Source organism: Ferrovibrio sp. GW821-FHT12F09, assembly GCF_058806775.1.
On record NZ_JBXAPZ010000001.1, the window covers coordinates 1,258,865 to 1,283,159 of the forward strand.

The 24,295-nt window shown below is 54.3% G+C and carries 23 protein-coding genes; 14 read left to right on the forward strand and 9 right to left on the reverse strand.

Translation table 11 applies throughout. The annotated features are described in order from the left end of the window. Positions 1 to 348: 348 nt before the first annotated feature. Positions 349 to 1,242: a hypothetical protein gene (locus AC1ROB_RS06375; RefSeq protein ID WP_492972044.1), complete on the reverse strand. Its 894-nt coding sequence runs from the start codon at positions 1,240 to 1,242 to the stop codon at positions 349 to 351. 145 nt (positions 1,243 to 1,387) lie between these two features. Here AC1ROB_RS06375 and AC1ROB_RS06380 point away from each other — a divergent pair, with 145 nt between their 5' ends. After that, on the forward strand, positions 1,388 to 2,404 hold the full coding sequence (locus AC1ROB_RS06380; protein WP_492972043.1) for a hypothetical protein: 1,017 nt from the start codon (positions 1,388 to 1,390) through the stop codon (positions 2,402 to 2,404). 185 nt (positions 2,405 to 2,589) lie between these two features. Here AC1ROB_RS06380 and AC1ROB_RS06385 read toward each other — a convergent pair whose 3' ends face one another. The 4 genes from AC1ROB_RS06385 to AC1ROB_RS06400 form a co-directional block, all read right to left on the reverse strand. Next, complete coding sequence (locus AC1ROB_RS06385) at positions 2,590 to 4,290, reverse strand: hypothetical protein (RefSeq protein ID WP_492972042.1); 1,701 nt, start codon at positions 4,288 to 4,290, stop codon at positions 2,590 to 2,592. Between the two features lie 2 nt (positions 4,291 to 4,292). Next, positions 4,293 to 6,755: an ATP-binding protein gene (locus tag AC1ROB_RS06390; protein WP_492972041.1), complete on the reverse strand. Its 2,463-nt coding sequence runs from the start codon at positions 6,753 to 6,755 to the stop codon at positions 4,293 to 4,295. Positions 6,756 to 6,761: 6 nt separating this feature from the next. Beyond that, positions 6,762 to 8,105 carry a DNA methyltransferase gene (locus AC1ROB_RS06395; RefSeq protein ID WP_492972040.1) on the reverse strand — a complete coding sequence of 448 codons (1,344 nt, stop codon included), beginning with the start codon at positions 8,103 to 8,105 and terminating at the stop codon, positions 6,762 to 6,764. 295 nt (positions 8,106 to 8,400) lie between these two features. After that, positions 8,401 to 9,147: a pentapeptide repeat-containing protein gene (locus AC1ROB_RS06400; RefSeq protein WP_492972039.1), complete on the reverse strand. Its 747-nt coding sequence runs from the start codon at positions 9,145 to 9,147 to the stop codon at positions 8,401 to 8,403. 188 nt (positions 9,148 to 9,335) lie between these two features. Between AC1ROB_RS06400 and AC1ROB_RS06405 the strand changes: the two genes are divergently transcribed. After that, positions 9,336 to 9,923 carry a tyrosine-type recombinase/integrase gene (locus tag AC1ROB_RS06405; protein ID WP_492972038.1) on the forward strand — a complete coding sequence of 196 codons (588 nt, stop codon included), beginning with the start codon at positions 9,336 to 9,338 and terminating at the stop codon, positions 9,921 to 9,923. A 1,156-nt stretch (positions 9,924 to 11,079) separates the two neighbouring features. After that, on the forward strand, positions 11,080 to 11,406 hold the full coding sequence (locus AC1ROB_RS06410; protein ID WP_492972037.1) for a DUF3768 domain-containing protein: 327 nt from the start codon (positions 11,080 to 11,082) through the stop codon (positions 11,404 to 11,406). Here AC1ROB_RS06410 and AC1ROB_RS06415 read toward each other — a convergent pair. After that, complete coding sequence (locus tag AC1ROB_RS06415) at positions 11,403 to 11,774, reverse strand: helix-turn-helix domain-containing protein (RefSeq protein WP_493031399.1); 372 nt, start codon at positions 11,772 to 11,774, stop codon at positions 11,403 to 11,405. The genes AC1ROB_RS06410 and AC1ROB_RS06415 overlap by 4 nt on opposite strands. 135 nt (positions 11,775 to 11,909) lie before the next feature. On the opposite strand from AC1ROB_RS06415, the gene AC1ROB_RS06420 reads away from it, so the two are divergent. The 3 genes from AC1ROB_RS06420 to AC1ROB_RS06430 all read left to right on the forward strand — a co-directional run bounded on the left by AC1ROB_RS06420 (position 11,910) and on the right by AC1ROB_RS06430 (position 15,378). After that, positions 11,910 to 13,244 (forward strand): DUF2939 domain-containing protein, encoded by a 1,335-nt coding sequence (locus tag AC1ROB_RS06420; protein ID WP_492972035.1) that lies wholly within the window; start codon positions 11,910 to 11,912, stop codon positions 13,242 to 13,244. Between the two features lie 34 nt (positions 13,245 to 13,278). Continuing rightward, complete coding sequence (locus AC1ROB_RS06425) at positions 13,279 to 14,271, forward strand: dienelactone hydrolase family protein (RefSeq protein ID WP_492972034.1); 993 nt, start codon at positions 13,279 to 13,281, stop codon at positions 14,269 to 14,271. Positions 14,272 to 14,397: 126 nt separating this feature from the next. Next, complete coding sequence (locus tag AC1ROB_RS06430) at positions 14,398 to 15,378, forward strand: DUF4238 domain-containing protein (protein ID WP_492972033.1); 981 nt, start codon at positions 14,398 to 14,400, stop codon at positions 15,376 to 15,378. A gap of 20 nt (positions 15,379 to 15,398) precedes the next feature. On the opposite strand, the gene AC1ROB_RS06435 is transcribed toward AC1ROB_RS06430, so the two are convergent. From AC1ROB_RS06435 to AC1ROB_RS06445, 3 genes are all read right to left on the reverse strand, one after another. Further along, positions 15,399 to 15,641, reverse strand: a complete 243-nt coding sequence (locus AC1ROB_RS06435; RefSeq protein WP_492972032.1) for a hypothetical protein — start codon at positions 15,639 to 15,641, stop codon at positions 15,399 to 15,401. A gap of 682 nt (positions 15,642 to 16,323) precedes the next feature. Beyond that, positions 16,324 to 16,992 carry a dienelactone hydrolase family protein gene (locus AC1ROB_RS06440; RefSeq protein ID WP_492972031.1) on the reverse strand — a complete coding sequence of 223 codons (669 nt, stop codon included), beginning with the start codon at positions 16,990 to 16,992 and terminating at the stop codon, positions 16,324 to 16,326. Positions 16,993 to 17,004: 12 nt separating this feature from the next. Continuing rightward, a complete protein-coding gene (locus AC1ROB_RS06445; protein ID WP_492972030.1) occupies positions 17,005 to 17,706 on the reverse strand; it encodes a GntR family transcriptional regulator in 702 nt (233 codons plus the stop codon). Between the two features lie 247 nt (positions 17,707 to 17,953). On the opposite strand from AC1ROB_RS06445, the gene AC1ROB_RS06450 reads away from it, so the two are divergent. The 8 genes from AC1ROB_RS06450 (at position 17,954) to AC1ROB_RS06485 (ending at position 23,891) form a co-directional block, all read left to right on the forward strand. Next, positions 17,954 to 18,277, forward strand: coding sequence for a carboxymuconolactone decarboxylase family protein (locus AC1ROB_RS06450; protein ID WP_492972029.1), 324 nt, complete (start codon positions 17,954 to 17,956; stop codon positions 18,275 to 18,277). After that, entirely contained in the window at positions 18,277 to 19,434 is a 1,158-nt protein-coding gene (locus AC1ROB_RS06455; RefSeq protein WP_492972028.1) for an FAD-dependent oxidoreductase, read from the forward strand. Before AC1ROB_RS06450 ends, AC1ROB_RS06455 begins: the two co-directional genes overlap by 1 nt. Before the next feature lie 104 nt (positions 19,435 to 19,538). Then, positions 19,539 to 20,312, forward strand: coding sequence for a transporter substrate-binding domain-containing protein (locus AC1ROB_RS06460; RefSeq protein WP_492972027.1), 774 nt, complete (start codon positions 19,539 to 19,541; stop codon positions 20,310 to 20,312). A gap of 69 nt (positions 20,313 to 20,381) precedes the next feature. Then, on the forward strand, positions 20,382 to 21,062 hold the full coding sequence (locus AC1ROB_RS06465) for an amino acid ABC transporter permease (RefSeq protein ID WP_492972026.1): 681 nt from the start codon (positions 20,382 to 20,384) through the stop codon (positions 21,060 to 21,062). A gap of 7 nt (positions 21,063 to 21,069) precedes the next feature. Next, positions 21,070 to 21,717: an amino acid ABC transporter permease gene (locus AC1ROB_RS06470; RefSeq protein WP_492972025.1), complete on the forward strand. Its 648-nt coding sequence runs from the start codon at positions 21,070 to 21,072 to the stop codon at positions 21,715 to 21,717. A 13-nt stretch (positions 21,718 to 21,730) separates the two neighbouring features. After that, positions 21,731 to 22,513 (forward strand): amino acid ABC transporter ATP-binding protein, encoded by a 783-nt coding sequence (locus AC1ROB_RS06475; RefSeq protein ID WP_492972024.1) that lies wholly within the window; start codon positions 21,731 to 21,733, stop codon positions 22,511 to 22,513. Continuing rightward, positions 22,513 to 23,310 (forward strand): alpha/beta fold hydrolase, encoded by a 798-nt coding sequence (locus AC1ROB_RS06480; protein ID WP_492972023.1) that lies wholly within the window; start codon positions 22,513 to 22,515, stop codon positions 23,308 to 23,310. The genes AC1ROB_RS06475 and AC1ROB_RS06480 overlap by 1 nt, the downstream gene beginning before the upstream one ends. After that, entirely contained in the window at positions 23,307 to 23,891 is a 585-nt protein-coding gene (locus AC1ROB_RS06485) for an amino acid synthesis family protein (RefSeq protein ID WP_492972022.1), read from the forward strand. The genes AC1ROB_RS06480 and AC1ROB_RS06485 overlap by 4 nt, the downstream gene beginning before the upstream one ends. Positions 23,892 to 24,295: the final 404 nt, after the last annotated feature.

Sequence of the window (24,295 nt, forward strand, 5' to 3'; positions counted from 1 at the left end):
ATTGGTACAATACAAATCTTCCAGGGCGCCTGATTGAAACGTTAGAGGGCAGTCAACTTAGCTCAGAAGCAAATCGACTGATTGAGGGTATCAGGAAAACGAGGGCGCTTCGGCGGGAGTCTCTACCCTTCCGGCACTCAAGCTAAATTTAAGCAGGCTCTCGGACAGTAGAATTTACATCATTTCTACTAACCGATATCAAAGAAGGCTTTTCTACTAAGGCCATGTTACGCCTCCCCGGATGGGCATCGGGGAAAATCTACTGGCGGGTATTGGGGGGACGCCCCACTGTAACAATTTCGATTCCGCGAAGCTCGATAAGACAATCTGCTGAGGTATTGAGAATCACTACTTGGTGTGATGCGGATGTCCGGTGAGCTTACCTGAGTTTTCCTCAAAAATTAGTGGCTCTATCCACTTTTCGAGGGCTTCCAATGATGGACCAAATGAAAATGGATCCTCGTGCCAAGGATCTTGTTGTAACGTAGCGAAGGCAAAGGCTTCACAAGATCTGCGTGGATGGCGAATTAACTGGCTGTGTGAAATATCATCCCAGGCAGATCCATGATTTCGAACAATGAAATCTGACCAAGATGCCTTAACTTCATCGCCATCCCGAATATCGATTATTTCAATCTCTGCCAGTTCTCTAGTGGAGTTACTATTCCATGCATCTAAAAGTAAGGCTTTAGCTTCAACATCAGTGGCGGGGGCGCTATATCCGAAGATTGTTACTAGATAGGCATGTCTCAGATAATCGGTTGCGACATTCCATTGGTCCTTAATAAATAAATCAGCGTTGTAGTCCTTCTGATCTACTGGAAAGAGTAATCTGGAAGACTCTAAGTTCACTCCAGCATGCGGACCATCCGAGAGGAAGCGGACGACTTTCTTTTGCCTATCGACGCCAATGTCAATATTTCCATGCAAGAATACCATTTTGGGGAGGTGGCGTAGATGACGCCATCGCTTAAAGGCTTGAGGTAATAAAGGATCCCAATTGAAGGTTACAATTAAATCTTTCTCTCGAAGGCTCAAGATTAGGTAGTCGTATATAGTCGGTGTATTTGGGATGGTAATCTTTTTAAAGTAATCGCTGACCGCCATGTCGAGTTCTGCGAGTAGGTTGGTGTTTTTCTCTCGAAATGCTTGGCTATATATAGATTCGAAGTTCCCCTCTTTACTGAGGCCGTGCTTGGATACTGTAGTATCCAGGTTCAGAATGCGGATCAGGTCGTTCATTACCGGAAGCTTCAGACCATTCGCATCGCCGGTAGGACAGCATGCCCGGCTGGCGCCAGCCCCCAGTATGACGACGTGTGGAGAGTGATTGAACCCAGTCTTTATGTCGAGGCGAGGTAAGGTCGGCATTTTTTGAGAGGGTTAGATGGAAGCGAAGCCCAGTCCGGATGATATTAATGAGGAAATTCGATCGCGATATATAAAAATCTTAGCCCCGCTCTTCTTTCCAGAAGATTCAGTGGAGCCGGACATAATAAAGTACTTTGCTTCGCTGCTAAGAATTGTTGGCATGGAGGACAAAGGGTGGGACCCGTACATTGAATCACGCGCCGTAGTTAATGATTTATATTCCATAATCCAAGGTGACTTTCCTCCAGATAAGTTTTCGGACGGGGAACTCACTCAGTGGCGCCTTGGGCTCATTTTATATACTCATATATTGGAGATGGATGCGACCTACGAGGTTATATTAAACCTGCTCCGTTTTAAGTTGGGGTATGGATATAGCCCGAACCCATTTTTCGATTTTCTTACGGAGAAGCAAAAAAAGAGCTTTCGTAAGAACGGTATTTTTCCTAGGCAAAAAATTGAAATTATTAGGAAACTAAGTGGCGAAGCCAAACTAGATGTTGGCGGAATGTTTGACGAGTTCTATCGATCTGATCTGCGAAATGCTATTAGTCATTCGGATTTCATATTTTCTGATGATGGGTTCCGTTGTCGAGCGGCTCATGGAATCGGCGCGTTTAAGATTACGTTCTCTGAGCTTGATGCGATAATTACTAGAGCGAAGGTTTTCGTTGGTACCTTCTTCGGCTTAGAGCGTGAGGCTCGTCGATTTTGGGGGGAGCGTGCCGGGCAAGGCATCGCGTATGATCTGCCCTTTAAGGGTATCATGGAGATATTGGTTGATAGTGACAGGTTGATGAACGGATTTAAGGTGCATTGGCCAAACAATAGTGAATCGACTTATCGTCGCACTAACGAAGGGATTGAGATGTCCAATTGTTCATTGGATATCAAGAATTCTACGATTTCTTTATTCGTTGGCTTGTACGCAAGAAGTCCCGGGACATTTAGCCCGTTAGTCGATAAAAATGAGAAGCCAGTTTATACTCCGCTTGAGGCGGTAGACTCAGAGTTGACCTGGCCAGAGATATAAATGCTTGTACTTTTCTAGCCGTCTATAAACACGATGCCTAATACCCCCTCCGCGGAGGCCGAAGAAGACAAATCTACTGAGCAGCCTACGATGCACTTGATAGGCAATCGTCTTTTCCTACTAAGTTGTCGGCAGATATGCCAAGAACCGAACAAAGCGATTAATAACCAGCCTTGCCGGCAGACTTAAGAATCGGAAGCAAAGTAGTGTGGTTTCGGTGCGCGGCGCCAGTACCGTTCCAATCCACCCAAAACTTCATTTGCTTCAATATCGCGGACTCGACATACGCGGCGGACCGGGTACCAGAATTGCTGCTTGCCCGTACTACCCGAAACTTTAAGGGTTCGATCTGTATCGAACGCCGAAAAATCCAGTGCATATTGCTGTAACGTTGGACTTAAGCCGGCCTTTAAGCGGTCAAGGGCCTTCGACTTTTCACGGGCTATCGATGTAAGAGCCCAAACTTCATTTTCCTCGTCTTCCCGTAACGTTGCTGTACCCGCGCTATTAAATGCGCAAAGCTGCAGGGCCGACACATTTGCAGACATTACTTGACGGAAGTCGAAGTGAAGATAAAAGTCTCCAGCAACTACCCAATTAATTCTGCCATTGCTGAGCTGTTTTCTTAAATCAGCCGACAATGTCGCTTCGTAAACGGCGTGTGTTTCGGCTGATTTTGCTGTGAATTGGAGCAGGAAGGCGGAATTTACCGCTGCGATCTTGTGTCCACGTGGAATTATATCGCAGAGTTGGCCTGCAAGCATCATGTAAGACTTGTTGTCCTCAAGATCACTGCTCAGAGTGCTCTGATTTTCGTCGGGGCTCCATGACGAAAAGACGTCCCCAGGAACCACAGGTAAAGTGAGCTGATTTACAAGCGGCCCTTCAGTAATAATTTCGGCCCGACATACCTTAGACAGCTCGCCCGAAACTTTGTGTTTGTTCTTAAGTTCCAGGCCGTCCACCTGGAACGTCCGAAACCTCGCCAATAGTTGCTTGAGTGCGGCGTCATCTGGATTTTGAAGAATTTTTGACAGTTCAAGGCGATGTTGTTGCTGAAGTACACGCAATAGCACGTCAATCTCCGAGACGCCCTCTGTATAAGAATTGTAGAGAATCGCTTTTCTAACGTCATCAAACTCTGCACCAAACAAACCGCGAAGTGCTCGTGTGCTCGTCGCAAGGGATTCTTCAATTTTCTCCAAAAGAGCGTACAAAACGACGCCGGCAAGTTTCTCGCTTATACTTTTTGAGAGTGCTGCCTTAGCTTGAGTCCCAAGGCCGCTCTTTGAGATAACAGAAAATCGAATGTGATCTTTGTGATTTAAGTCGGCACCCAGTAATTGCTGCAGGAGCTTTTTTCGCTCTTCAGTCTCGTCATCAACGGAGACTTCTTGAGTAAGCACCACGCAATAATTAGAGGTTCCGTCTTTAAGAAAAGCTCCAACAGTTTTTTTTAATAGATCAACAGCTTGGTCGTCATTGATATTCTCACGCCAATAATTTCGATCGAGCAAGAAGAGGGTATTCTTAACCGCCTCTGCCGATGCGAGCTGTGAGAGCCATTTATTCCCGCTACTAGTGCTTATAACTTCTTTCAGCGCTTCGCAGACCTGAGAAACAACACTTTCGCCACTTCCTACTAGTTCGAGAGCTGCACTTCTGAGTTCTGCATTCTGAGCTAATCGATCGGATAGGGCTTCAATTGAGAGTTTTCGCCCCTGTGGTACGCCTCGGAGTTTATCATAGTGCCCTTCCTGCAGAACGGCCTCTGCGAGAACCACCGTGTCAGTGTCATCTCCGAACTTCAGGTCGGAGAATATATCATCAACCCAGATTACCTTCTCGACTCCTAAAGCCTTCACGATGGATGTGAGTTCGGTCATCTTCACTTCGCCACAGCAGAAAGATCGATATCGAATTGGTGCCGGCGCCCCAAAGCGTTCCGATGGGGGGCCAAGGCCACTTCGCAGTTATAACGAAGCAAAATCTCACGAGTGATAAAGAGTCCGAGACCGCGGCCAATTTCAGCGGGTTTGTCGGTTATAAACATGTCAAATATCCGATCTTCGATCTCCGGCTTAACGCCCAGACCATTGTCAGAAATTGAGATGCGATTGCCCTGCACCTGAATCGTCACTGTCGGATGCTTAATTCGTTTTTTTACTGCCGGGACCCCAAGCCAATATTCAGCATTCCGCACGATATTATCAATGATTTGCATAAGGCGGCCGCGAGGAAGGTTGATGCGTCCGGGCGCATCAAGTTGGAGCTCTAGTTTAATTCCTTCTTCAGCAAGTCTGTTCTCGGAAAAATCTTTGTATTCGTTAAGGAAATCTCCGAGTTTAATCGTGTCGCGGGTTTCTCTGTAAATCTTAAGGGTTGGATTAAGTAAAGAAAGCTGCTTTCCGATCATACGAAGGTATGCGCGAGCAGATTGAACGTCGGATAGTGCGCCATCGGACTTGCCATTTGAAATCTTCCGCTCGATCGCGCTTAGCCGCTTGATGGCTTGCTCAAGTACCGGATGCACCTCATGTGCAAGGGTTTCGGCAGAAAGTCCCGCCGCAATAAAATCGTATGCAGTCCGCACTTGACGCCTCAGCGTATTGAGCTCGTCGGTAACGAGGGCAAGTGCATCATTGCCGTCACTAGTCCGGGGTGTTGCGGATAGCGCTTTCGCGCGTTCTATAGCCGCAGTGGCTTGCTTGCTGAATTCTCGGACTTTCGGGTTCGAGTCTCCAATCGAAGTCGTGAGGCTAACCGCGGCCGACAACAAAGCAGTATTCGCCGATAGCTGCTGACCCATTGCGTCTGCATGTGTGCCGTCTTTTCTCAATTTGGCTAATGCGGCATCCGTAGATGGTAAAACTTTCTCTGGGCCGGGTGTTTTTCCTTTAGTGTATTTGTCGAAATCGCGCCGCAATGTTGAGTGCGTGAGATTAATTTCGTCGCGAACTTTTTGACAAAGCGACAGAAACGCTCGCCACGCGGATGTATCTACGAACCCTTCTCGGTCGGACTTTTCAACAAGTATCGCGTTATATTGCGACGAGATATCGACGTAGCCAATAGTGTTCATTTTACGCAGGCTATAGAAGCTTTTACTGTTGGTAGTGCCCCCTGAAATTCCTATCCAGTCTGGATCAATTCTGATTCCAAAACCATCTCTGTATACGGAGATGCCTGCGAGCTTTTGATAGAAGTCCTTCAACGCACCGGTGGGAGGTATGGCCTTAGGAGCCACATCATCTTCTGGGGTCTCGTTGGACTGAAGTGCATTAAAGTTCAATGTATAGATCGCCCCTGTAAACGGGCCTGGTGTGTGAGTGGCATCAAAACCATAAATTTCGTCGCAATCAATTTCTCTGTGAAATGAATATACATAACGAGATTTATTATCCGGATTCCGGATGAGGCCAAACTTTGGATCATGGGATTTAAAGGAAGAGAAAAACTCCTCTACCATTTCAGGCTTCCAATGGCGCCCGAAAAAGTCGCCAGACAATAGCCCGTTTAGGCTTAGATAATGCCGGCCGTCGCGCAAAAAGTAGGCGAACGTGTAGCGGGAGGCGGCATAAAACTCCAAATCGCGTTGTAGGCTCTGTAGTTCGAGAATCTCTTCGTCGAGCTTTATCTCGACGGCCATTGCGTGTTCGCTAGTGAACGGCGAAATCAGTCTCGATAGGCGGGCTTGGAGCTCGTTGTACTTTAAAGATTTCCAGTGTTCGGCATTGAACAGACCATCAATTTGAACGCGTGTCGTTAGGTCTCTGTCGATAAAGTCACTAACAGTGGCGACGGGGACGCTCTGCAAGCTGCGATAAGTCTCAAAATCGGACCATCGGAACTCTACACCTTCAGCAATAGTGCTGTCGTCTGATTGTCGTGAAATGAATCTCACAACGTCTCCCAGCCTCATTGTGCCAAGACGACCAATGCCTTTATCACCGAGCGGTGTACGATGCTTATCTGTCTTCGCTTTTTCTTCACCTGGTGAGGGGCGTTTGTATGAACCACTGATTAGCAGCCATCTATCAATTATCGTCTGAATTGGAACCAGTGGCCCATCGTTCTCGATGGTAATGCGTCCATTCAAAACCTGAAGCGTATTGTCAAGCTGCTCTGCTGCAGCTTCTTCGGAACTGTTGGGTACGCGAGAGCCTTTACGAAAGAAAGATTTAGCACTTGTGTCGATTTTCACTCGACAAAATTCCGCGTCGGCGTCGTACGCATTCTTGATTAGCTCAAGCAGCGCCTGTTCTGGATCCGTAATTAGCTCGGATCCAAGTTGTCGCACTACTCTTGGATCAATCTTGAGAGTCGGCAGCTCATGAGGTGTGTCAGTCATATCGGGCTATCTTTTTCTGAAGAAGCAAACATGCTCAGTCTGCATCAATGCGCTATGGGAGTTGTGCGTTGGCATCCGCTTTGTAGGTATTTTGCGCTTCACAGCCGTGACTACACTACTTCCAAAATGATCATGAACTTCTTCCAGAACGTTCGCTAACGGCGCACTCATTGAAAGCATTCGGCGCTGCCCAATAGTCCAGGCCAAATAGCCATTCTGTTTCACCGTCGATGAGACGTTTTCAATGGATCGAGACAGGTCGCGGCAGTATGAGGCCCACCTTTTCGAGGCGTCCCCTTCATACTGAGAAAGCCTCTGGTGCATTTTGGCAAATGACGGTGACATTTTTGAAAGCTCGGAGACTTCGTCTTTTGTGACGCGTGCACTGCCCCCCACACTAGCGGTATCGAGAGAGTGGGTTGTGTTCAAAAGCTCTGTGGAAATGTTTTCGTCAATGTCAGTTAGGGGAATCCATCGTAGCGCGAGGTAGGAGAATTGGCCGTATGGCACTGTTGTGCGGTTGTCTCCATAAGGCGGTGAAGTCAATACGATATCTGCTTGGATCTTTTTACTTTTGACTTTTTTAGTGTTGCAGATGTCACCAAGCCAAACCTTCGCCTTATTATCCATCTTACCTTGCTTCAAGATGCCGGCTTCCTCTAGGCGGTGCTTCTCGTCATTCATCCGCTTCACATTCACTTTTAGGACGGATTTAAAGATTGGAATGGCTGTGCCATCTAGCTTTTCTACGTCGTCTTCGGACCGAATGTGGAGTTTATAGGTCGACGTTCTAGAGTTACTGCAGCGCCGAATGGTTTCGGCTAACGCAACCCACATAAAACGTCTGCATTGAAGGCTATCGATCCGCTCAATGCTGCGTCGAATGCGCGAAAGCCCCACTGAATTAGATTTTCGGAACCACTTGGCTTGATTGGAAAAATAAACCGAATAGTGCCGGCCAGAATCATCTTCGAGATAGGAGATTAGCTGGTCAGCAGCATCACTAAATTCTGCGGCAAGTCTTGGTTCTGATTTCACTCTCGCGATTAATATCGCTAGCGGATTGATATCAAATCCGATGAAATTAAGACCCATTGCGAGGGTCTCACTTAATGCTGTTGCGGAGCCTACGAAAGGATCGAGGACTAAAGCGGATTCAGGCGAGACGGAAAGTAATAGCTCGAGAATATCGCGTTGCATCGCGGGGACCATCATGGCCGGGTACTGAATTAACCCATGCGCGGCGGTACGTTCCGCGCGATTGATACATGCCCACTCAGGATCCTTTTTGAGGATTCTGTCATTTAAAATTCGGATAAGTTGAGCATCGCGTTGAGACGGCGAACCCACAGTGTCCCCCAAAACATAACTGCTTGAATTCAGCAATATGATTAGAAAGCCATTTAACTGCTATGTCTTAACGAACCTTGTTGGGGGCGCTTAACCATGTATGTCAGCCTTGCGGACGCCTTTTTGTCACTTTGCCAAGGATCGAGCATTTGTTGGTGAATTTGTGGGTAGGGCTACCGGGCTGGAACGGGCCGAATCTTTTCAAATGTTTAGGTTGTAATTTGACGGAGAGGGTGATTCTCATAAGTACGGAATTTATGTGTAAAAAAATAGCTCGATAGACTTCTGACGAACTCTACTCAGTGGTCGGTCCCAAGATCGTTGTGGCATTCATATAAAGACCCGACTTTTGTTCTTCGGTCAGCGCGCATTCAAAGAGATTGGCCGACTGAACATTGGTGGCGCTAAAGCGTGCTGCTTCAAACGAGCTTTCGGCCAACAGCGCACCTCTAAGGTCTGCCTCTCTTAGGTCAGCGGCCTCAAAGTGAGCACCGCCATACGCGCCCCGTAAGTCTGCCTGCCACAAGTCGGCATAGCTAAAGTCAGCGCCTAGGATCGCAGTATTGGTCCGCACCAGGCGCAAGTCGGCATGATTGAGCCGCGCCTCAGTGAGCCCGCCGCCATAGGGGTTCTGAAAGTCGGTCTCTAAAACCATGGCCTTCACTAGGCGCGCCCGTGTGAGATCTACGCCTCTCAGATCGCAGTCGAGTAGCAGGGCGCCAGACAGGTCGCAGCCGGTCATATGCGATCGGAAGAACCGCGTCTCAGTGGCTCTGATGCCCCGCAGATTGGCGCCGGTGAAATTGGCGTATCTGAGCTCCCACCGACCAAACGACAAGCCACTCAAATCACAGCCGCCCAAGTCAGCGATTTCCCCACCGGGCTGCCGGCGATGCCATAGACCATGCCGATGGGCAGTCAGCTCTAATTCAGCCTGGCTAACTCGTCTGTGACCTGAAGGAGCTGCGTTGGCATGTACGGCTACCGGGGTGGCCAAGCCCAGGCTAGAGCCGGTTAAGAAACGACGTCGGGTAATGGGCATAGGGGTACCTTTCTCTACATCCTATAGGGGTGATTCGTGGGGTTTGGGCTTGGCCAGCCGGGCTGGGTCGTTCGGCTCAGAAATATGCTAAATTACTAGTATATTTAAACTATTGACGACTTGGCCGCGTCTTTATATACTACTTATACGAGTATTTCTAGTTGAATCTCTAACTATAAGAGGGGCAAATGCCAGGTAAACAGGCCAAGGTGCTGACGCCAGGTCAGCTACAGACCGCTTTGAGAGCGGCGGGGAAGGGTAAGTACGGGTTACGCAATCAGGTAATGCTGCTGCTATCAACCAAAGCCGGCTTGAGGGCGGGGGAGATCGCGGGCTTAACCTGGGAGATGGTCTCCACGGCAGACGGCAAGATCGCGTCTCAGATCGGCCTTGAGAACCGTATCGCTAAGAAGGGATCTGGCAGGGTCATACCCATGCATGCAGACCTGAAGGCCATGCTTTTAAAGCTCAAGAAGCAGGCCGGCCGCTTCGGCGAGCCATCTGACCGGGTCATACGGTCTGAGAGGAATGAAGGCATGCGGGCCACCAGCGTGGTCAACTGGTTTCACCGCTTCTATCAAGAAATTGGTTTTAAGGGCTGCTCCTCTCACTCTGGCCGCCGCACCTTCATCACCCGGGCGGCCAGGCTGGTCGCCAAGTCAGGCGGCAGTTTGAGGGACGTGCAGATTCTGGCGGGTCATCGGTCGATCGATCAGACCCAGGCCTATATTGACGGCGACGAGCGCAGCCAACGCCGGCTGGTGTCGCTTCTCTAGACCGAATAAGCCTGCCGGCGGGCTTGTTTGAGCCGATTGCCCCTCCGGGGCCTTACCAACATCCAAACTGACAATTGAGGACTACCATGACCCGACAGACCACTCGGTCGGCGCGGCTTGTCTCTGTGTGCTTACTCGGCAAGAAGGCAATCCGCGTTAGACAGAACCGGCTCAGGACAGAGTTTGCCCTGGCTGTTATACAGGCCCTCAGGGCCAATGACTGGCCACCTATAGACGCCATTGTCTTCCCCGGCGGGTACCTGAGAGCCAAGGGCTTCATTGGGCATCAGACCCATCAAGAGCGCTGCAGGGCGCTCAGCCATGAAGGCTTTTGGTCAGGCCTGAAGGACGTCTCGAAGGCCCTTGAGCGACAGTCTAAGGGCGCCGTGCTAGCGGTGGGGTGTGACTCTGGGGCACCTAATTATGTCGAGATGGGCGACCAGTGCTGCCTAGCCCTTAAGGCCGGCAAGCTAGTAGGGCTGGCCCGTAAGATATTCCCAGCCCCTTTAGATACCGTCGGCGACTATCTGCCGATCGTGCCGGCGCTGGCTGACTACAGCAGCCGGCATCGGTTTGTAGGCTTGCCCAATGGCGGCCGGGTCATGCTGGCGGCTTGCTATGACCTGTTTGGGCTGACGGAAGATCGGCCAGCACTAGGCGCTCGGTCTCGGCATGTCAGGGTTCTGCGGTCCGAGGGCCAATACTACGACGGCTATCAGGCGCGGCAGCTCAGACAGGAGGCTGTTGCAGCTTGGCGGGCTCTGTTAGCGGCCCAAAGGCCCAGGCTAGCGCTTTGCGCCATCCATGGCTTTAAGCGACCTGGCTTGGACGGCTTTTGGCAGCGCCATGGCATCGCCAGCGCCTCAGCGGCCTTGAAGGGGGGGCTGGTAGTGGGGGCGGCGCACTTCGAGGCCAGCTTGCCCAAGCCTGAAGCCTCGACCTTGGCGGCCGTTCGCGTACCAGCCTGGCATATCGAGGCTGGACTTAACCGGCAGGCGCGGCGACTGACGCCTCTCGATGCCTTTGAGATCCACCATGCGGGCCTAAGCGCCTTGGTGCGGCTATTTGAGCGCTAGCGCTTAAGTCTACCCGCCAATCAACCCATCGATATCGAAGCACTCGACCAGCTTGGCTGGTCGAAATGGAGACCTATACCATGAGCAATACTGACAGGATTCGTGAACTGAATGACGCCTTCCGCCGCACCATGCTAGGCGGTCGCTTCATTATTACCAATGGCGTGCGCAGCTTAGGCCAAACCCAACTCTCAAAGGTGGTGCAGTTGGTGCAGGCATTTGATGCCTTCAGTACCGACAATGACTCGTATCATGAGCATGATTTCGGGGCTATCGAGTTCGACAGTCACAAGGTCTTTTGGAAGATCGACTATTACGACAAGCAGTTGAGATACGGATCTAAAGACCCAGCGAATCCGGCCATCACTACACGCGTGCTGACGGTCATGCTGGCGGAGGAGTATTAGGCTTCCGTGCGGGAAGCTGCATGCACAATTGCCGCTATATCTTCGACCGTTGCGGGCTGCTCAGAGGAAAGAATGGCTTTGAACTTTGCTACTAGTTCGCGTTGCCGCAGCTCAGTCGGTGTTTGTGCTTTGGGTGGTACCCAAGAGAATAAGTCCGAGACCTCGATGCCAAGTGCCTGAGCAACACGGTAAAGAGTTCCGATGCCCGTAAACGACAGGCCGCGCTCAATCTTTGAAACACCTTCAGCAGTTAGGCGGATGCGTTTGCCAAGCTCGGCCTGACTAAGGCCACGCGCCTTCCTGCACGCCTTCAAATGGGCGCCGAATCGCTTACGAAGTTCAGCCTCACGCATATTCGGAATGTTCATCCGAACGCGGCGCAAAGGTATGAACTGTTAGTACGATTTAAGTTGTCTCGTTGATCTTAAATCGCCTAATTAGTACGAATTATGAGACTCAAGTCGTACTAATGGTCCGAATCACATTTTTGAATGGGGGAATTTATGCGTAAGTGGCTTATCGCCGCATTGGTGGCGGCTGGCATTGGTGGTGCTGGCGTATACGTCTGGTATGCACCAGTCCTGATGCTCAAGAAGCTTCAGGCCGCCTTACAGCAGGGCGATACCCTGACCCTAGATGTCTTGGTCGATTGGCCTCGCGTGCGAGACAGTCTTCGCGAAGACATCAAGGTGCTCATGCAGCAGCAGATGGCTGGTGCAAAGGAGCAGGGCGGTCTGGATGCGCTTAATGGCCTACTCGGCGGGGCCATCATCAATACTGCCATTGGCAAGATAATCGACGAACGGGTGACACCGCAGGGCGCCATCAGCCTATACAAGCACGTAGATGGGCCCGATCAAGCTCCAGAGGGCCGCTATATCGACGCCAGCCATTACGGCGTGGTGTTCGGTGGCGCAGACGTCGGCGCGACGCTCACTTTGGTGTTGCAGCGAGACGGTTTGGGCTGGCAAGTGCGCCGAGCCCGGATCCAGCAGATCCCGTTGGGCGAGGTTTTGGTAGAGCCTAAGCCAGATGCCAATGGCAAGGTCGCCTGGCGTATCCCAACCAAGGCCGGCGAGGTCACTGTTAGCTACCAAGATCCAGCCTGTGATTATGCCATCTGCCCGAAAGTGGCCAAGGTCGGCCAGACCAAGCTGTTTGAAGAGGACCATGTCACCCCGATCCTGGCCATACCATCGCTGGCGAAGCCAGAAATTATTATCTTTAGCAGCGAGTACTCTGGCAGTTCTTGCGTCGACTCTCTCTCATTGGTGGACGTGACCCAGACGCCACCGCTGTATTTGGGTAGCTTAGGTCGGGGGGAAGCGTCTGATATCAAGCGAGGCGGCAAGGGCATCATCGCATTTTCAGGCACAGTCTGGGGTGAGACTCCTCAGGACGAGCTCCTGCCGGTCACGACCAAGTATGAACGCGCCAGGGGACTGCTCTATGTCGTTGGCAAAGACGCCCCTGACTTGGGCCAAGTGCTCGGTAATGGACCACTAGCCATTCAATCGACCGACATCTGGCCTCGCGTCGCAAAGCTGGTCGATTACAAGATCCAGCCCATTACTGACCGCCTGGCCTATGGACCGAAGACCACCATCGTCAATCGGCGCTTCCTGGTAGCGTCGGGCACCAAGTCACCCCAGCCAACAGATGGCGATGCCGCCATCGTTGTCACCGATCTGGCCGATATGAGCGTTTGGGTCGCTTGGGTGGCTGATGGCAAGACCGTCACCATTCGGCAAAACCGCAACATTGGCAATGGGCCGGGTTCGCCCAAACCGGTGCTCAATGACTGGCTTGCTCAGTGGGGCAAAAAGCTCCGCGACTAACGATCACACCACAAACTAACCTCAGAGATATCCTATGCAGCTCGTCTATCGCGCGCTCGTCACTATCATCGTGCTTGGCTATTTGGCGTCACCCGCCTGGGCTCAAGAGCCCTTACAGAGTTTTAGTGCTGGCCAGACCGGCAAGGTGACCTTTCTGGCCAAGACCCCCAAGAGCTACTACGGCCTCGCACGCGGGCAGGTTACGCCAGAGCCAATCATGGGCGAACTGGTGCTTCCAAGTGCTGAGGGCAGGGTGCCGGCCATTGTCATGTCTCATGGCAGCAGTGGCTTTTCAGATAAAGACCAGGATTGGGCCAAGCTATTTCGAGACCAGGGCTGGGCCACGTTCATGGTCGATAGCTTCGCCACCCGTGGCATCACGGCAACTCAGACGAACCAAAGCCAGTTGAGCTATGCAGTCGGTGTCGCAGATGCTCTATCGGCGCTTGAAGTCTTAAGTACCCACCCCCGTATCGATCCCAAGCGTATTGCGATCATCGGGTTCTCACGGGGCGGTTCTGCAGCACTCTACACGGTGCATGAGGCCTTCCGACGCGGCGTGATCAAGTCTGATCTCAAATTCGCGGCCCATGTCGCTGTCTACCCGGGCTGTCTTGCTATGGGTGATAAGCAGACAGGGGCACCGGTGCGGGTCTACATGGGCGATAAAGACGACTACCAGACGCCAGAGACCTGTGACCGTTTCACTAAGCGCCTCGTGGCCCAAGGCACGGATGCCAAGCTGACCATTTACAAAGATGCGAAGCATGGCTTTGATGACACCTCATACCGCCACACGAGCAATGCCAAGGCAGAGCAGTGGGGCGCTTGTGGTCATATGTATCTCTTTGAAAAGAACACCTTCTGGCGACCTGATACGGGCGAAACCCGGCCGGTATCTGAAATTGCCGCCTTTGAAGCAAACTGTAAGCGGCTGGGCGCTTCATTCGGCCGCAACGCCGAGGCGAGGTCAGCTGTGCGCGATGACGCTGTGGCTTTCCTAAAGTCGGTATTTAAAACACCGTAGGGCCGAATAACTGGCCAGTAGATTTTCCCTCTTGGCGTCCGGCGGGAGGGTTAGCATGATCTAAGCTTACTTGTCGCAAGACCCTGATTCGGGTCAAGAGATAGCGATACCTCGTGGGTGGAGATCATGACGGCGGCCAAAAAGCAGCACTATGTTCCACAGTTCTTGCTGAACAATTTTTGTAAAAGTAATTACGGTCAGATTCACGTCATAGATAAACATTCTGGCAGAGAATGGGTGTCGCCACCGCGTGATGTTGCTTCCCAGAATAAATTCTATGATTTCATCTTCGAAGGCGTCGAAATGTCATTCGAAGAGTCTTTATCGCAAATGGAAGCCGTGGCCTGCGAAACCATTAGAAAGATAATCGCGTCAGAATCTCTGTCAGTCATATCTGGAGAAGCGCGTATACAATTAGCTTATTTTATCGCCGTTCAATATCTGAGAACACCCCATCAAATTGAGCGAGTTAGAGATCTTGATCGGCTCTTCTTAGAAATGATTGAAAGCAGTGGGGCGAGAGTCGAGGATGTCGAGAATTATCGGCCTATAAAGCCTGAAGACGAAAAGCTATTTCATGCGCGAGCGCTCTATACAGAACCGCATAAAATCACCCCTATACTTTTGGAGAAAGAATGGTGCTTACATAAAACGACCTTAGATCATCCCTTCTTAATAGGTGACGCGCCCGTGGTATTGCAAAACAACATAGATGCCGGGCCGAGAGGTAATTTGGGGCTTAAATGCTATGGTATTGAAATTTATATACCGCTGAGCAGTACACTGACGCTGGGCTTGTTCTGCCCGAATATGGTCGGTGAAATGCGGGCCCAAATTCATAAACTCCGCCGCCGATCTCGAATATCAGTATTGCGGCGGAAGATGTACAGTACGGCAATAGCAGACGCGGTACGGGTTTTAGAACCATTTAACGGGTTTAAGCCTTACCTCTGCGGCCCCAAGAACGTCGAGAATCTCAATTCACTACAGGTCAAGGGTGCCGAGAGGTTCGTCTATTGCGGTACAGGACAGTTTGATTTGGTCGCAGACATGATCGCCAAGGGCCAGGCTCAACGGCATGGGCCCCGTATGCAGAGGGCAACCTAAAGCCGTTGCGGTAGATGGCTCTAGTCTGCGTCCACAAGTTCTCTTTTCCGCTTGCGATCAATACAGGAAGCATACCTGCTTAAAGCTGGTAAAACTTGCTTTTCGTAGATGGCTCGTTGCTTTTCCGTGAGAGAATCCTCGCCATCAGCTTCGACCTTGCGAGCAATTCCGGCCGCTGCGGAACTTGCAATAAGGTATCCCATATCGATAGCATCATCGATAATATCGATTCCTGCGAAGTGGGTGTCTGGATCCCAGATCATATCGGCCTCCATTTGCATTTGTCGTCACCATAGCATACCTGGCCGATTCGAGCGAAATCGCCTCACCCACAATTCATTCTCAGCGGAAAATTTAAACTATGGGAAGGCTCTCTCTGGCCCAAGGACCAGCGCGTACTTCCGCCTATACGAGTTCCATAGAGTATGGGGCGCTCAAGCTCCGGGCTTTATGCTGTCTTTACTGTGGTTTCGCGCAATCGGCCAGAAATGGTACGCAGCAGCCCGATAATCTACTCGCCAGTAGACAAGACGAAAAACCCCTCCCCAGTATTTTATCCCGGCCGGGAGGGCGTCGCATTTTGCTCCCGGTGGGGAGGTTTTCTGCCGCCAGTAGATTTTTCTGCTTAGCTACTGGTTGATGCGAATGACGGAAGATGTTTCGGCAAAGATCGTCGGAGTTTTAAGCTTCGCTTTGATAATGGGGGCAACCCGAACGCTTCAGCTTAGAAGACTGCGAAGGCTACTAAATTGGCCTGACCGAATTGTCAGGAAAAATCTGCTGTTCTGATACGCATTATACTGCGCAATGCTAACGGTTGCGCGCACACCAGGTGCAATCTTTGGCCTCTCTAGTGGTCAACCACCAAAAATATTTGAATTTATCTGTGAAAAAGCCCGCCAACTATCGCTGGCGGGCCTGTTGGAGAGCGTCAATTGTCGTGGCTCAGCCGATCTTGTCTTTCAGGAAGGCCAGCGTACGGCTGCGCGCGAGGTCCGCGGCGGCCGCGTTATAAGAGGCGCGCTCATCGCAGTTGAAGCCGTGGCCGGCCTCGTAGACATGCACCGGCACGGCCGGCTGGGCGGCCTTAAATTTCTCGACGGTTTCCATCGGGATCGACTGATCCTGATTGCCGAAATGCGCCAGCACGGGGCAGCGCGGCTTCTCGTCGAGCATGTTGCCGACGCCCCCGCCATAATAGGCAACGGACGCCGAGAACAGATCCGTGCGGCAGGCCGCAGCCCAAGCCAGCGTGCCGCCCCAGCAGAAGCCGATGATGGCGACCTTGCCGGCGCTTTTGACATGCGTGGCGGCGGCGCCGATATCCAGCAGCGCCGTATCGATGCTTAACTGCTTCATCAGGGCGATGCCGGCGGTCATGCCGGCCTGGTCATAGGCCAGTTCGACATTCTTCTCGATGCGGTCGAACAGGGCCGGCGCAATGGCGAGATAGCCTTCGGCGGCGTAGCTGTCGGTAATATTACGGATATGGTGGTTGACCCCGAAAATTTCCTGGCAGACCACGACGGCGCCCCGCGGCGTTCCGGCCGGCTTCGCGATATAGGCGGGAATGGTCGCGTTGTCGGCAGTCTTCAGGGAAACGAAATCGGTCATACGCGGGTCTCCTTAACCTTGCAGGACTTTGAGTGGGGTATCGGACTTGTGCTTTGCGCGCAGCACCGTGAGCGCCGAAGTCGCGGCATTCTCGATATGCTCCTTGCAGATCTTCCATGCGGCATCCGGATCGCGCGCCTTCAGGGCCGTGAGCAGGTTGCGGATTTCCACGATGGAATCCTTCGCCCGCTGCGGCAGCGACAGTGAAGTGGCGCGCAACTGTGACACGCGGATATGGATATTGCGCAGCATCTGGCCGGCGATCTCGTTGCCGGCGCCTTCGAGCAGGATGCGGTAGAAATCCGCCTTCGCGACCAGGAAGGCATTGGCGTCGAAATTCTCATAGACCTTGGCCAGGACCTCGACCGAGGCCTCCAGCGCGCGTAGCTGCGCATCGGTGGCGTTGGTGGCAAAGAGCCGCACCGCCAGTCCCTCCAGCACGGCACGCACCTGGTAGATCGATTCAGCCTGCTCGATGCTGACCACGGAAATGATCGGCCCCCGGTTGGGCACCACGGTGACCAGGCCTTCGGATTCGAGTTCGCGCAGCGCCTCACGGATCGATGTGCGGGACACGCCCATCAAGTCGCAGAGCTGACGCTCGATCAGGCGTTCGCCCGGGGCAAACCGTCCGGCGGCGATGGCTTCCCGCAGCCGCGCCGAGGTCATTTCACGGATGCTGGGGGAGGTCACTACTTTGAGGGATGTATCCACGGAGCGCTTCACTCTTCGATTGAGTTTTGTCGGCGGTGGCGTTGATAGATTGGGCGAGAAGTCTTTGCCATGACAAATTGGTTGACTCAGGAATAAAGATTGTATGACAGTATGTCAAGATTACAGTCATATGAAAGACAAGAGCGCCATGTCGAAATCCCCCCCGGATGCCCCGCGTGATCCCCTCTTCGAGCAGGGTTTACAACTACGCCGAGAAGTTCTAGGGGCTGAATACGTGGACGGATCGATGGCTACGGCCAACGACTTCATGATGGCCTTCCAGGAGATCACCACGAAATGGTGCTGGGGCTACACCTGGGGGCGCGACGGGCTGGAGCGTAAGACTCGCAGCATGCTGAACCTGGCCATGCTGACGGCGCTGAACCGTCCGGCCGAGATCAGACTGCATGTCAGAGGGGCGATCGCCAATGGCGTGACGGTGGAAGAGATCAAGGAAATCCTCCTACACGCCACGGTCTATTGCGGCATTCCGGCCGGCCTGGATGCGTTCAAGGTCGCCAACCAGGTGCTGCAGGAAATGGGCGCGGTTCCCGCCGCGCCGAAGGCGTAATGGCCGTGCAGCGGCATGTCGAGATCGCCGGCGGCGGCATCGCCGGCTTGGCCGCCGGCATGATGCTGGCGCGCGCAGGCTGGAGCGTGCGCGTACATGAGCGCTCGTCCGAAATCCGTGAATCGGGCGCCGGCATCTATCTGCGCAACAACAGCCTGAATGTGCTGGACGAGTATAACCTGTTCGACCGCCTGGCCGTGCAGGGCACGCGACTGGAACGCAGCCTGTCGATCGACCGGGATGGCGCGGTGCGCCAGAACGTGCCGGTGCCGAAGACGCAGCGCCTCTATGTCACACCGCGCCAAGCACTGGTGGATGTGCTGGCCTATGGCGCGCGTGAAGCCGGCGTCGAGGTTGTGCTGAATTCCGAGGCCGTCGCCGCCACGCCGGACGGCGAACTGGTCCTGAGCGATGGCAAACGCCTGCGTGCCGACCTGATCGTCGCCGCTGACGGCTTCAACTCGAAAATTCGCGATGGCCTGAATCTCGGAGCGCGACACCGGGAGCTGGATACGGCGGTTAATCGCCACTTCATTCCCAACCGCATCATCGCAGCGCGGCCGGAATCGATTCAGTACTGGTCGGGCAACCGGCGTATCGGCGTGTCGCCATCGGGCCCGGACTACACCTATGTCTTCACGGCCTTCCCGAACCGCAACCGTGCCGCCAAGGTGCTGCCGATCGACTTGAATGACTGGGGGCGCGCCTTTCCACTGCTGCGCGACCAACTGCCGGTCATCGCGGCGGCACCGGTGACGCAATACCGCTATGTGCTGGTCGACTGCCCGCGCTGGTCCAGCGGCCGCGTCGCCATCATCGGCGATGCCGCCCATGGCCTGCCACCCACGCTGGGGCAGGGCGCGGGCCTCGCCATCATGAATGCCAAGGCGCTGACCATCGCGCTGAGCGAAGAGGCAGATCCGCGCAGGGCGCTGCCTCATTGGGAACACAGCGTACGCTTCATCAGCGACCAGACGCAGAAATGGTCCTGCCGCTATGACTGGTTCACGCGCGGCTGGCCGACGCAGCTGGAGTTCCTGCGTCCGGCGATCTTCTGGACGTTCAACAATTTTCCATCCTTGACCGAGCGCATGCGGGTGGCCGATCGCGGCCTCTCGCTGACGTCGCTCGATCCGAATGCGCGACTGGCCGGGTAAGGTATCATCGACATAAATATTGCCATCACTGAAGGGGACAGATCATGAGCAGGCTTGCATCCTTGTTATCGGCCGTATGTGCGGTCGCGATTACATTTACTGGCGTGGCGGCGGCCGCACAGGAGAAATCGACCTGGACCACCGTGCGTGAGCGCGGCACGCTGCGCATCGGCGTCGCCCAGGCCGAGCCCTATGCCTTCAAGGACCCGCTGACCAAGGAATGGGCCGGCATGGCTGTTTCCTATGGCCACAGCGTCGCCAAGGCGCTTAACGTCAAGCCTGAATTCGTCGAGGTGACCTGGGGCACCGCGGTTGCGGCGCTGCAATCGAACAAGATCGACATCATGCCGAACCTGAGCGTGACGCCCGAGCGCGCCGTCACCATCGAATACACCAACCAGCCGATCTCCTATTCGGCACTGTCAGTGCTGTTGCCCAAGGCTTCGAAGATCGAGAGCTGGGAAGAGCTGAACGACCCGAAGATCTCCATCGGGGTCAACCAGGGCTCCAGCCAAGACGGCTTTGTCAGTGAGCGCCTGCCCAAGGCCAAGATCCTACGTTTCGGTAGCTATGCCGAAGTGATCGCGGCCTACCAGAACGGCAACATCAATGCGGCGGCGATGTATTTCCCCACCCTGATCCTGCTGGCCGAGAAAGCTGGCGATGCCAAGGTGGTGATGCCCAAGCCGATCCAGAATCAGTTCTCCGACATCGGTCTGCGTCGCGAACCGGACAAGACGTTCCGTGACTGGTTGGCCACGGCGAACCTCTACTACTACAACTTGGGCAAGCCGCAGGAGTGGTATGAGGAATTCCTCAAGAGCCGTGGCGTTGATCCGAAAATCAGCCCGCCGATCCTGCGCGAACAGTGGAAGTAAGCTTGTCGCCCGGCGCCATTCAACCGGCGGTGCCGGGCCGCAATACCTGCTAGTCTTGAGACAGATGCAATGAACTTCGTCTGGGATTTCTCTTCGGTCGTTCGGTACCAGGATCTGTTGTGGGTCGGGTTGGCCAATACGCTGCAGCTGACTGCGCTGGCTTATATTTTCGGCCTGCCGATCGGCGTCGCCCTGGCGCTCGCGCGTCTCTCTCGCATCCGCGTCGTCTCCATCGGTTTCGGCTTTATTATCGATTTCTTCCGCTGCACGCCGTCGTTGGTGCAGCTCTTCTGGTTCTTTTTTGCCCTGCCGCGCATAATCGGCGTGCGGCTCGATCCCTTCGGCGCCGCACTGATCTGTCTGACCATCCTGTCCAGCGCCTTCGTGGCTGAAATCTTTCGCGGCGGCATCGCTTCGATCGAGCGCGGCCAATGGGAAGGCGCCCGCGCGCTCGGCATGAATTACGTGCAGATCATGGGGCGGGTGATCCTGCCCCAGGCGGTCAAGCGCATGATCCCGGTTTTCCTGGAGCGCGCCATCGAGCTGCTCAAGACCTCGACCATCGCAGCGGCGATCTCCTATCCCGACCTGCTGTTCCAGGCCAACGAGATTTCGCACCGCAGCTACCGGCCGCTAGAAGTCTTTACCACGGTTGCTCTGATCTTCCTCGTGGTGGTGACCATCGGCAGTCAGCTCACCCGCATGCTGGAGCGCCGCCTGGCGCGCAGCGGCGAATCGACAGTGCACTGAGGCGGCTATGAACGACCTTCTCCGCTACGCACCTGTATTCGCCGAAGGCCTCTGGGGCACGGTGCGCATCGCACTAGTCTGCCTTTGTGCCAGCCTGCCGATCGGCCTCGTTATCGGCATGGGGCGCTATTCCCAGAAATGGTACTGGGCCATCCCCACGCGCATCTATGTCGAGGTCTTCCGCAATACGCCGGTCCTCGTCCTGATTATGTGGTTCTTCTTTGCCTTCCCGACGATCGCGCCCTTCGACGTGGATGCCTATACGGCGGCAACCCTGGCGCTGACTCTCAATTCCAGCGCCTTTTTCGCCGAAGTCTTCCGCGCCGGCATCCAGTCGATCTCACGCGGCCAATGGGATGCCGCGAAAGCGCTGGGCATGAGCTATCGCGGACAGATGCAGCGCATCATCCTACCGCAAGCAATCAAGCGCATGATTCCCGCCATCACCAATCGCTGGATCGAGTTGTTCAAGTTGACGTCGCTGGCTTCCGTGATCGCCTATCCAGACCTGATCCATACGGCCAAGTGGATTTCTAGCGCCTATTTCAATCCGGTGCAGATGTTCACCGTCGCGGCGCTGATCTATTTCGCGTTGATCTACCCGATGGTGCGCGTGTTGTATTTTATCGAGCTGAAGCTCAAACGCAGCGAGTGAAAGAGATACCCGTATGAGCGAAGCGATCCGCATCGAAGGCCTGTCCAAGTCGTTCGGCGACCTTCAGGTCCTGAAGAATATCGACCTGACCGTGCAGAAGGGCGAGACCGTTGTCATTCTGGGTGCCAGCGGTTCGGGCAAGAGCACCATGCTCCGCTGCATCAACTTTCTGGAAATGCCTACCGGCGGACGGATCTACCTGAATGGCGGGCTGATTGGTACGCCGGCGAGCAAGGATGGTCAGGAGAGGCTAACTTATCGGGATGCGGACCTGCAGAAGGTGCGTACGTCAGTCGGTATGGTCTTCCAGCAGTTCAACCTGTTCCCTCATATGACCGTTCTGCAGAACGTCATGGAAGGTCAGGTCACGGTACTGAAGCGCGACAAGGCGCAGGCCGCCGAACGCGCCCAGACCCTGCTGGCCAAGGTTGGCCTCGCCGAGAAGGCAAAGGAATATCCGGCGCGCCTGTCCGGCGGCCAGCAGCAGCGTGTCGCCATCGCGCGCGCCCTGGCGATGGACCCGGATGCCATGCTGTTCGATGAAGTCACTTCGGCGCTCGATCCTGAGTTAGTGGGCGAAGTGCTGCGCGTAATGCGCTCACTGCGCGACGACGGTATGACCATGGTGATCGTCACCCATGAGCTGGGCTTTGCCTATCATGTCGCGGACCGGGTGATTTTCCTCAACCAGGGTGAAATCTACGAACAGGGCCCGCCAGCCGAGGTGCTTGGCAAGCCGCAGCGCGAGAAGACCATCCAGTTCCTGCACGGCCATAACCAGTTCCGGCTGCCCTGATGGATCGGCGGCTGACGATTGGCGGTCTCGATTTTCGCTGCCGTGTCGAGGGGCAGGGCGAGCCTGTCCTGCTGCTGCACGGCGTCGGCAGTCATCTGGATGCCTGGGACGGTGTGGTGGCGGCACTGCCGGGCTGGCGGTTCGTCCGTTTTGACCAGCGAGGCCATGGTGAAAGCGACAAGCCGGAAGGCCCTTACAGTCTGGGCGATTTCGTCAATGATGCCCTCGGTGTCGTGGACCGGCTGGGTATTGGCCGTTTCCATCTGGCCGGCTTTTCGCTGGGCGGCCTGATCGCCCAGGCGATTGCGCTGCGCCACCCGGAACGCCTGCTCAGCCTTTCCCTGATCAGCACCGTGACTGGCCGCACGGAAGACGAGCGCCGGCGCGTCATGGAGCGGTTGGCCCTGGTCGAGCAGGGCATTCCCGGGGCGCATTTCCGGGAGTCGGTTATCCGCTGGTTCACCGATGAATTCGTCCGCGCCAATCCGGCGCTGATCGACGCCTATGCTACGCGCAATGCGCAGAACGATCCGCGCGCCTATGCCGCGGCCTATCGCGTACTGGCGGAATCCGACCTGGCCGACGAACTGCACACCATCACGCTGCCGACCCTGGTAATGACCGGCGAGCAGGATCTTGGCTCGAATCCGCGCATGTCCCGCCTGATGCACGAACGGATCGCCGGCTCGGAGCTGCAGATTCTGCCGGGTCTGCGCCATTCGATTCTGGTCGAGGCTCCCGGCCAGGTGGCGGCGCATCTGAAAACCTTCCTCAGCAAACATGGATTGACGTCATGACCTTCCGGATCAAGAAGATCGCTATTTACAAGGAACGCCTCCATGTCGAGGGTGGTCGTGACCTGCCGAAGCCGATCACCCTGGTCGGTGCCGCCGCCGTGATCGAAAATCCTTGGTTCGGCAGCTTTGTGGACGATCTGCGTCCGCATCAGCTCGATGGCTGTGCTCATATCGGCCGTGTGTTGTCCGAGGAAGTGCTGCGTGAAACCGACGGCGAGCCGCTGGAAGCCTATGGCAAGGCGGCCGTGGTCGGCCTGTCGGGTGAGATCGAGCATGCCGCGGCCATCATCCACAACCTGCGTTTCGGCAACGAATATCGCAAGGCTGCGAATGCCCTGAGCTTTTTGTCATTCGCCAACAAGCGCGGGCCAGCCGGATGCTCGATCCAGATCCCGATGAAGCATCTGCACGAGATCGGCACCCGCTCGCATTTCATCACGCTGGAGATGTTCATTCCGGATGCGCCTAATGCCGATGAGATTGTCGTGGCTCTCGGTGGATCGACTGGTGGCCGCCCCCATGCCCGCATTGGCGACCGCGAACAGGATCGCAAAGAATTGGGCAAAGACGCTCTGGTTTGAGAATCTGCACGGGCGAGATATTTTACCTGGCGTGGCTTCATCAGATTTCATTAGTGGGGCGATAGTTAATTGAATTTTTTTTGCTTAGCTACTGGTTGATGCGAATGACGGAAGACCTCCCGGAGAAGTGTGCGGCAGGTCGCCAGCTTATGTCTTGAACTGGGTTTTCCGACTTAGCCATCGCCGATGAGGCAAGTCAGGGCCGGTAGATCTTCAGGTTTGGGTTTCGGCGGAAAGAAGATACTTGGCCAGTAGATTTTCCAACTTGGCGTCCGGTGGAGAGATAAGTCTGGGCCAGCGCGTACGGCGTCTTCACCGTTTTGTATAATGCTCACTTCAGTCAGAGTGTGGCCCGTCCGAGCCCTCCCATATGGGAAAACACCAATGCAATACTATTACGGTGG

Coding starts and splice junctions, on each gene's coding strand:
- AC1ROB_RS06465 (WP_492972026.1), top strand. CDS start 20,382: ATGAACTTCGTCTGGGATTTCTCTTCGGTCGTTCGGTACCAGGATCTG.
- AC1ROB_RS06410 (WP_492972037.1), top strand. CDS start 11,080: ATGAGCAATACTGACAGGATTCGTGAACTGAATGACGCCTTCCGCCGC.
- AC1ROB_RS06420 (WP_492972035.1), top strand. CDS start 11,910: ATGCGTAAGTGGCTTATCGCCGCATTGGTGGCGGCTGGCATTGGTGGT.
- AC1ROB_RS06425 (WP_492972034.1), top strand. CDS start 13,279: ATGCAGCTCGTCTATCGCGCGCTCGTCACTATCATCGTGCTTGGCTAT.
- AC1ROB_RS06400 (WP_492972039.1), bottom strand. CDS start 9,147: ATGCCCATTACCCGACGTCGTTTCTTAACCGGCTCTAGCCTGGGCTTG.
- AC1ROB_RS06390 (WP_492972041.1), bottom strand. CDS start 6,755: ATGACTGACACACCTCATGAGCTGCCGACTCTCAAGATTGATCCAAGA.
- AC1ROB_RS06380 (WP_492972043.1), top strand. CDS start 1,388: ATGGAAGCGAAGCCCAGTCCGGATGATATTAATGAGGAAATTCGATCG.
- AC1ROB_RS06470 (WP_492972025.1), top strand. CDS start 21,070: ATGAACGACCTTCTCCGCTACGCACCTGTATTCGCCGAAGGCCTCTGG.
- AC1ROB_RS06415 (WP_493031399.1), bottom strand. CDS start 11,774: ATGAACATTCCGAATATGCGTGAGGCTGAACTTCGTAAGCGATTCGGC.
- AC1ROB_RS06405 (WP_492972038.1), top strand. CDS start 9,336: ATGCCAGGTAAACAGGCCAAGGTGCTGACGCCAGGTCAGCTACAGACC.
- AC1ROB_RS06485 (WP_492972022.1), top strand. CDS start 23,307: ATGACCTTCCGGATCAAGAAGATCGCTATTTACAAGGAACGCCTCCAT.
- AC1ROB_RS06450 (WP_492972029.1), top strand. CDS start 17,954: ATGGCTACGGCCAACGACTTCATGATGGCCTTCCAGGAGATCACCACG.
- AC1ROB_RS06480 (WP_492972023.1), top strand. CDS start 22,513: ATGGATCGGCGGCTGACGATTGGCGGTCTCGATTTTCGCTGCCGTGTC.
- AC1ROB_RS06435 (WP_492972032.1), bottom strand. CDS start 15,641: ATGATCTGGGATCCAGACACCCACTTCGCAGGAATCGATATTATCGAT.
- AC1ROB_RS06440 (WP_492972031.1), bottom strand. CDS start 16,992: ATGACCGATTTCGTTTCCCTGAAGACTGCCGACAACGCGACCATTCCC.
- AC1ROB_RS06385 (WP_492972042.1), bottom strand. CDS start 4,290: ATGACCGAACTCACATCCATCGTGAAGGCTTTAGGAGTCGAGAAGGTA.
- AC1ROB_RS06455 (WP_492972028.1), top strand. CDS start 18,277: ATGGCCGTGCAGCGGCATGTCGAGATCGCCGGCGGCGGCATCGCCGGC.
- AC1ROB_RS06475 (WP_492972024.1), top strand. CDS start 21,731: ATGAGCGAAGCGATCCGCATCGAAGGCCTGTCCAAGTCGTTCGGCGAC.
- AC1ROB_RS06375 (WP_492972044.1), bottom strand. CDS start 1,242: ATGAACGACCTGATCCGCATTCTGAACCTGGATACTACAGTATCCAAG.
- AC1ROB_RS06430 (WP_492972033.1), top strand. CDS start 14,398: ATGACGGCGGCCAAAAAGCAGCACTATGTTCCACAGTTCTTGCTGAAC.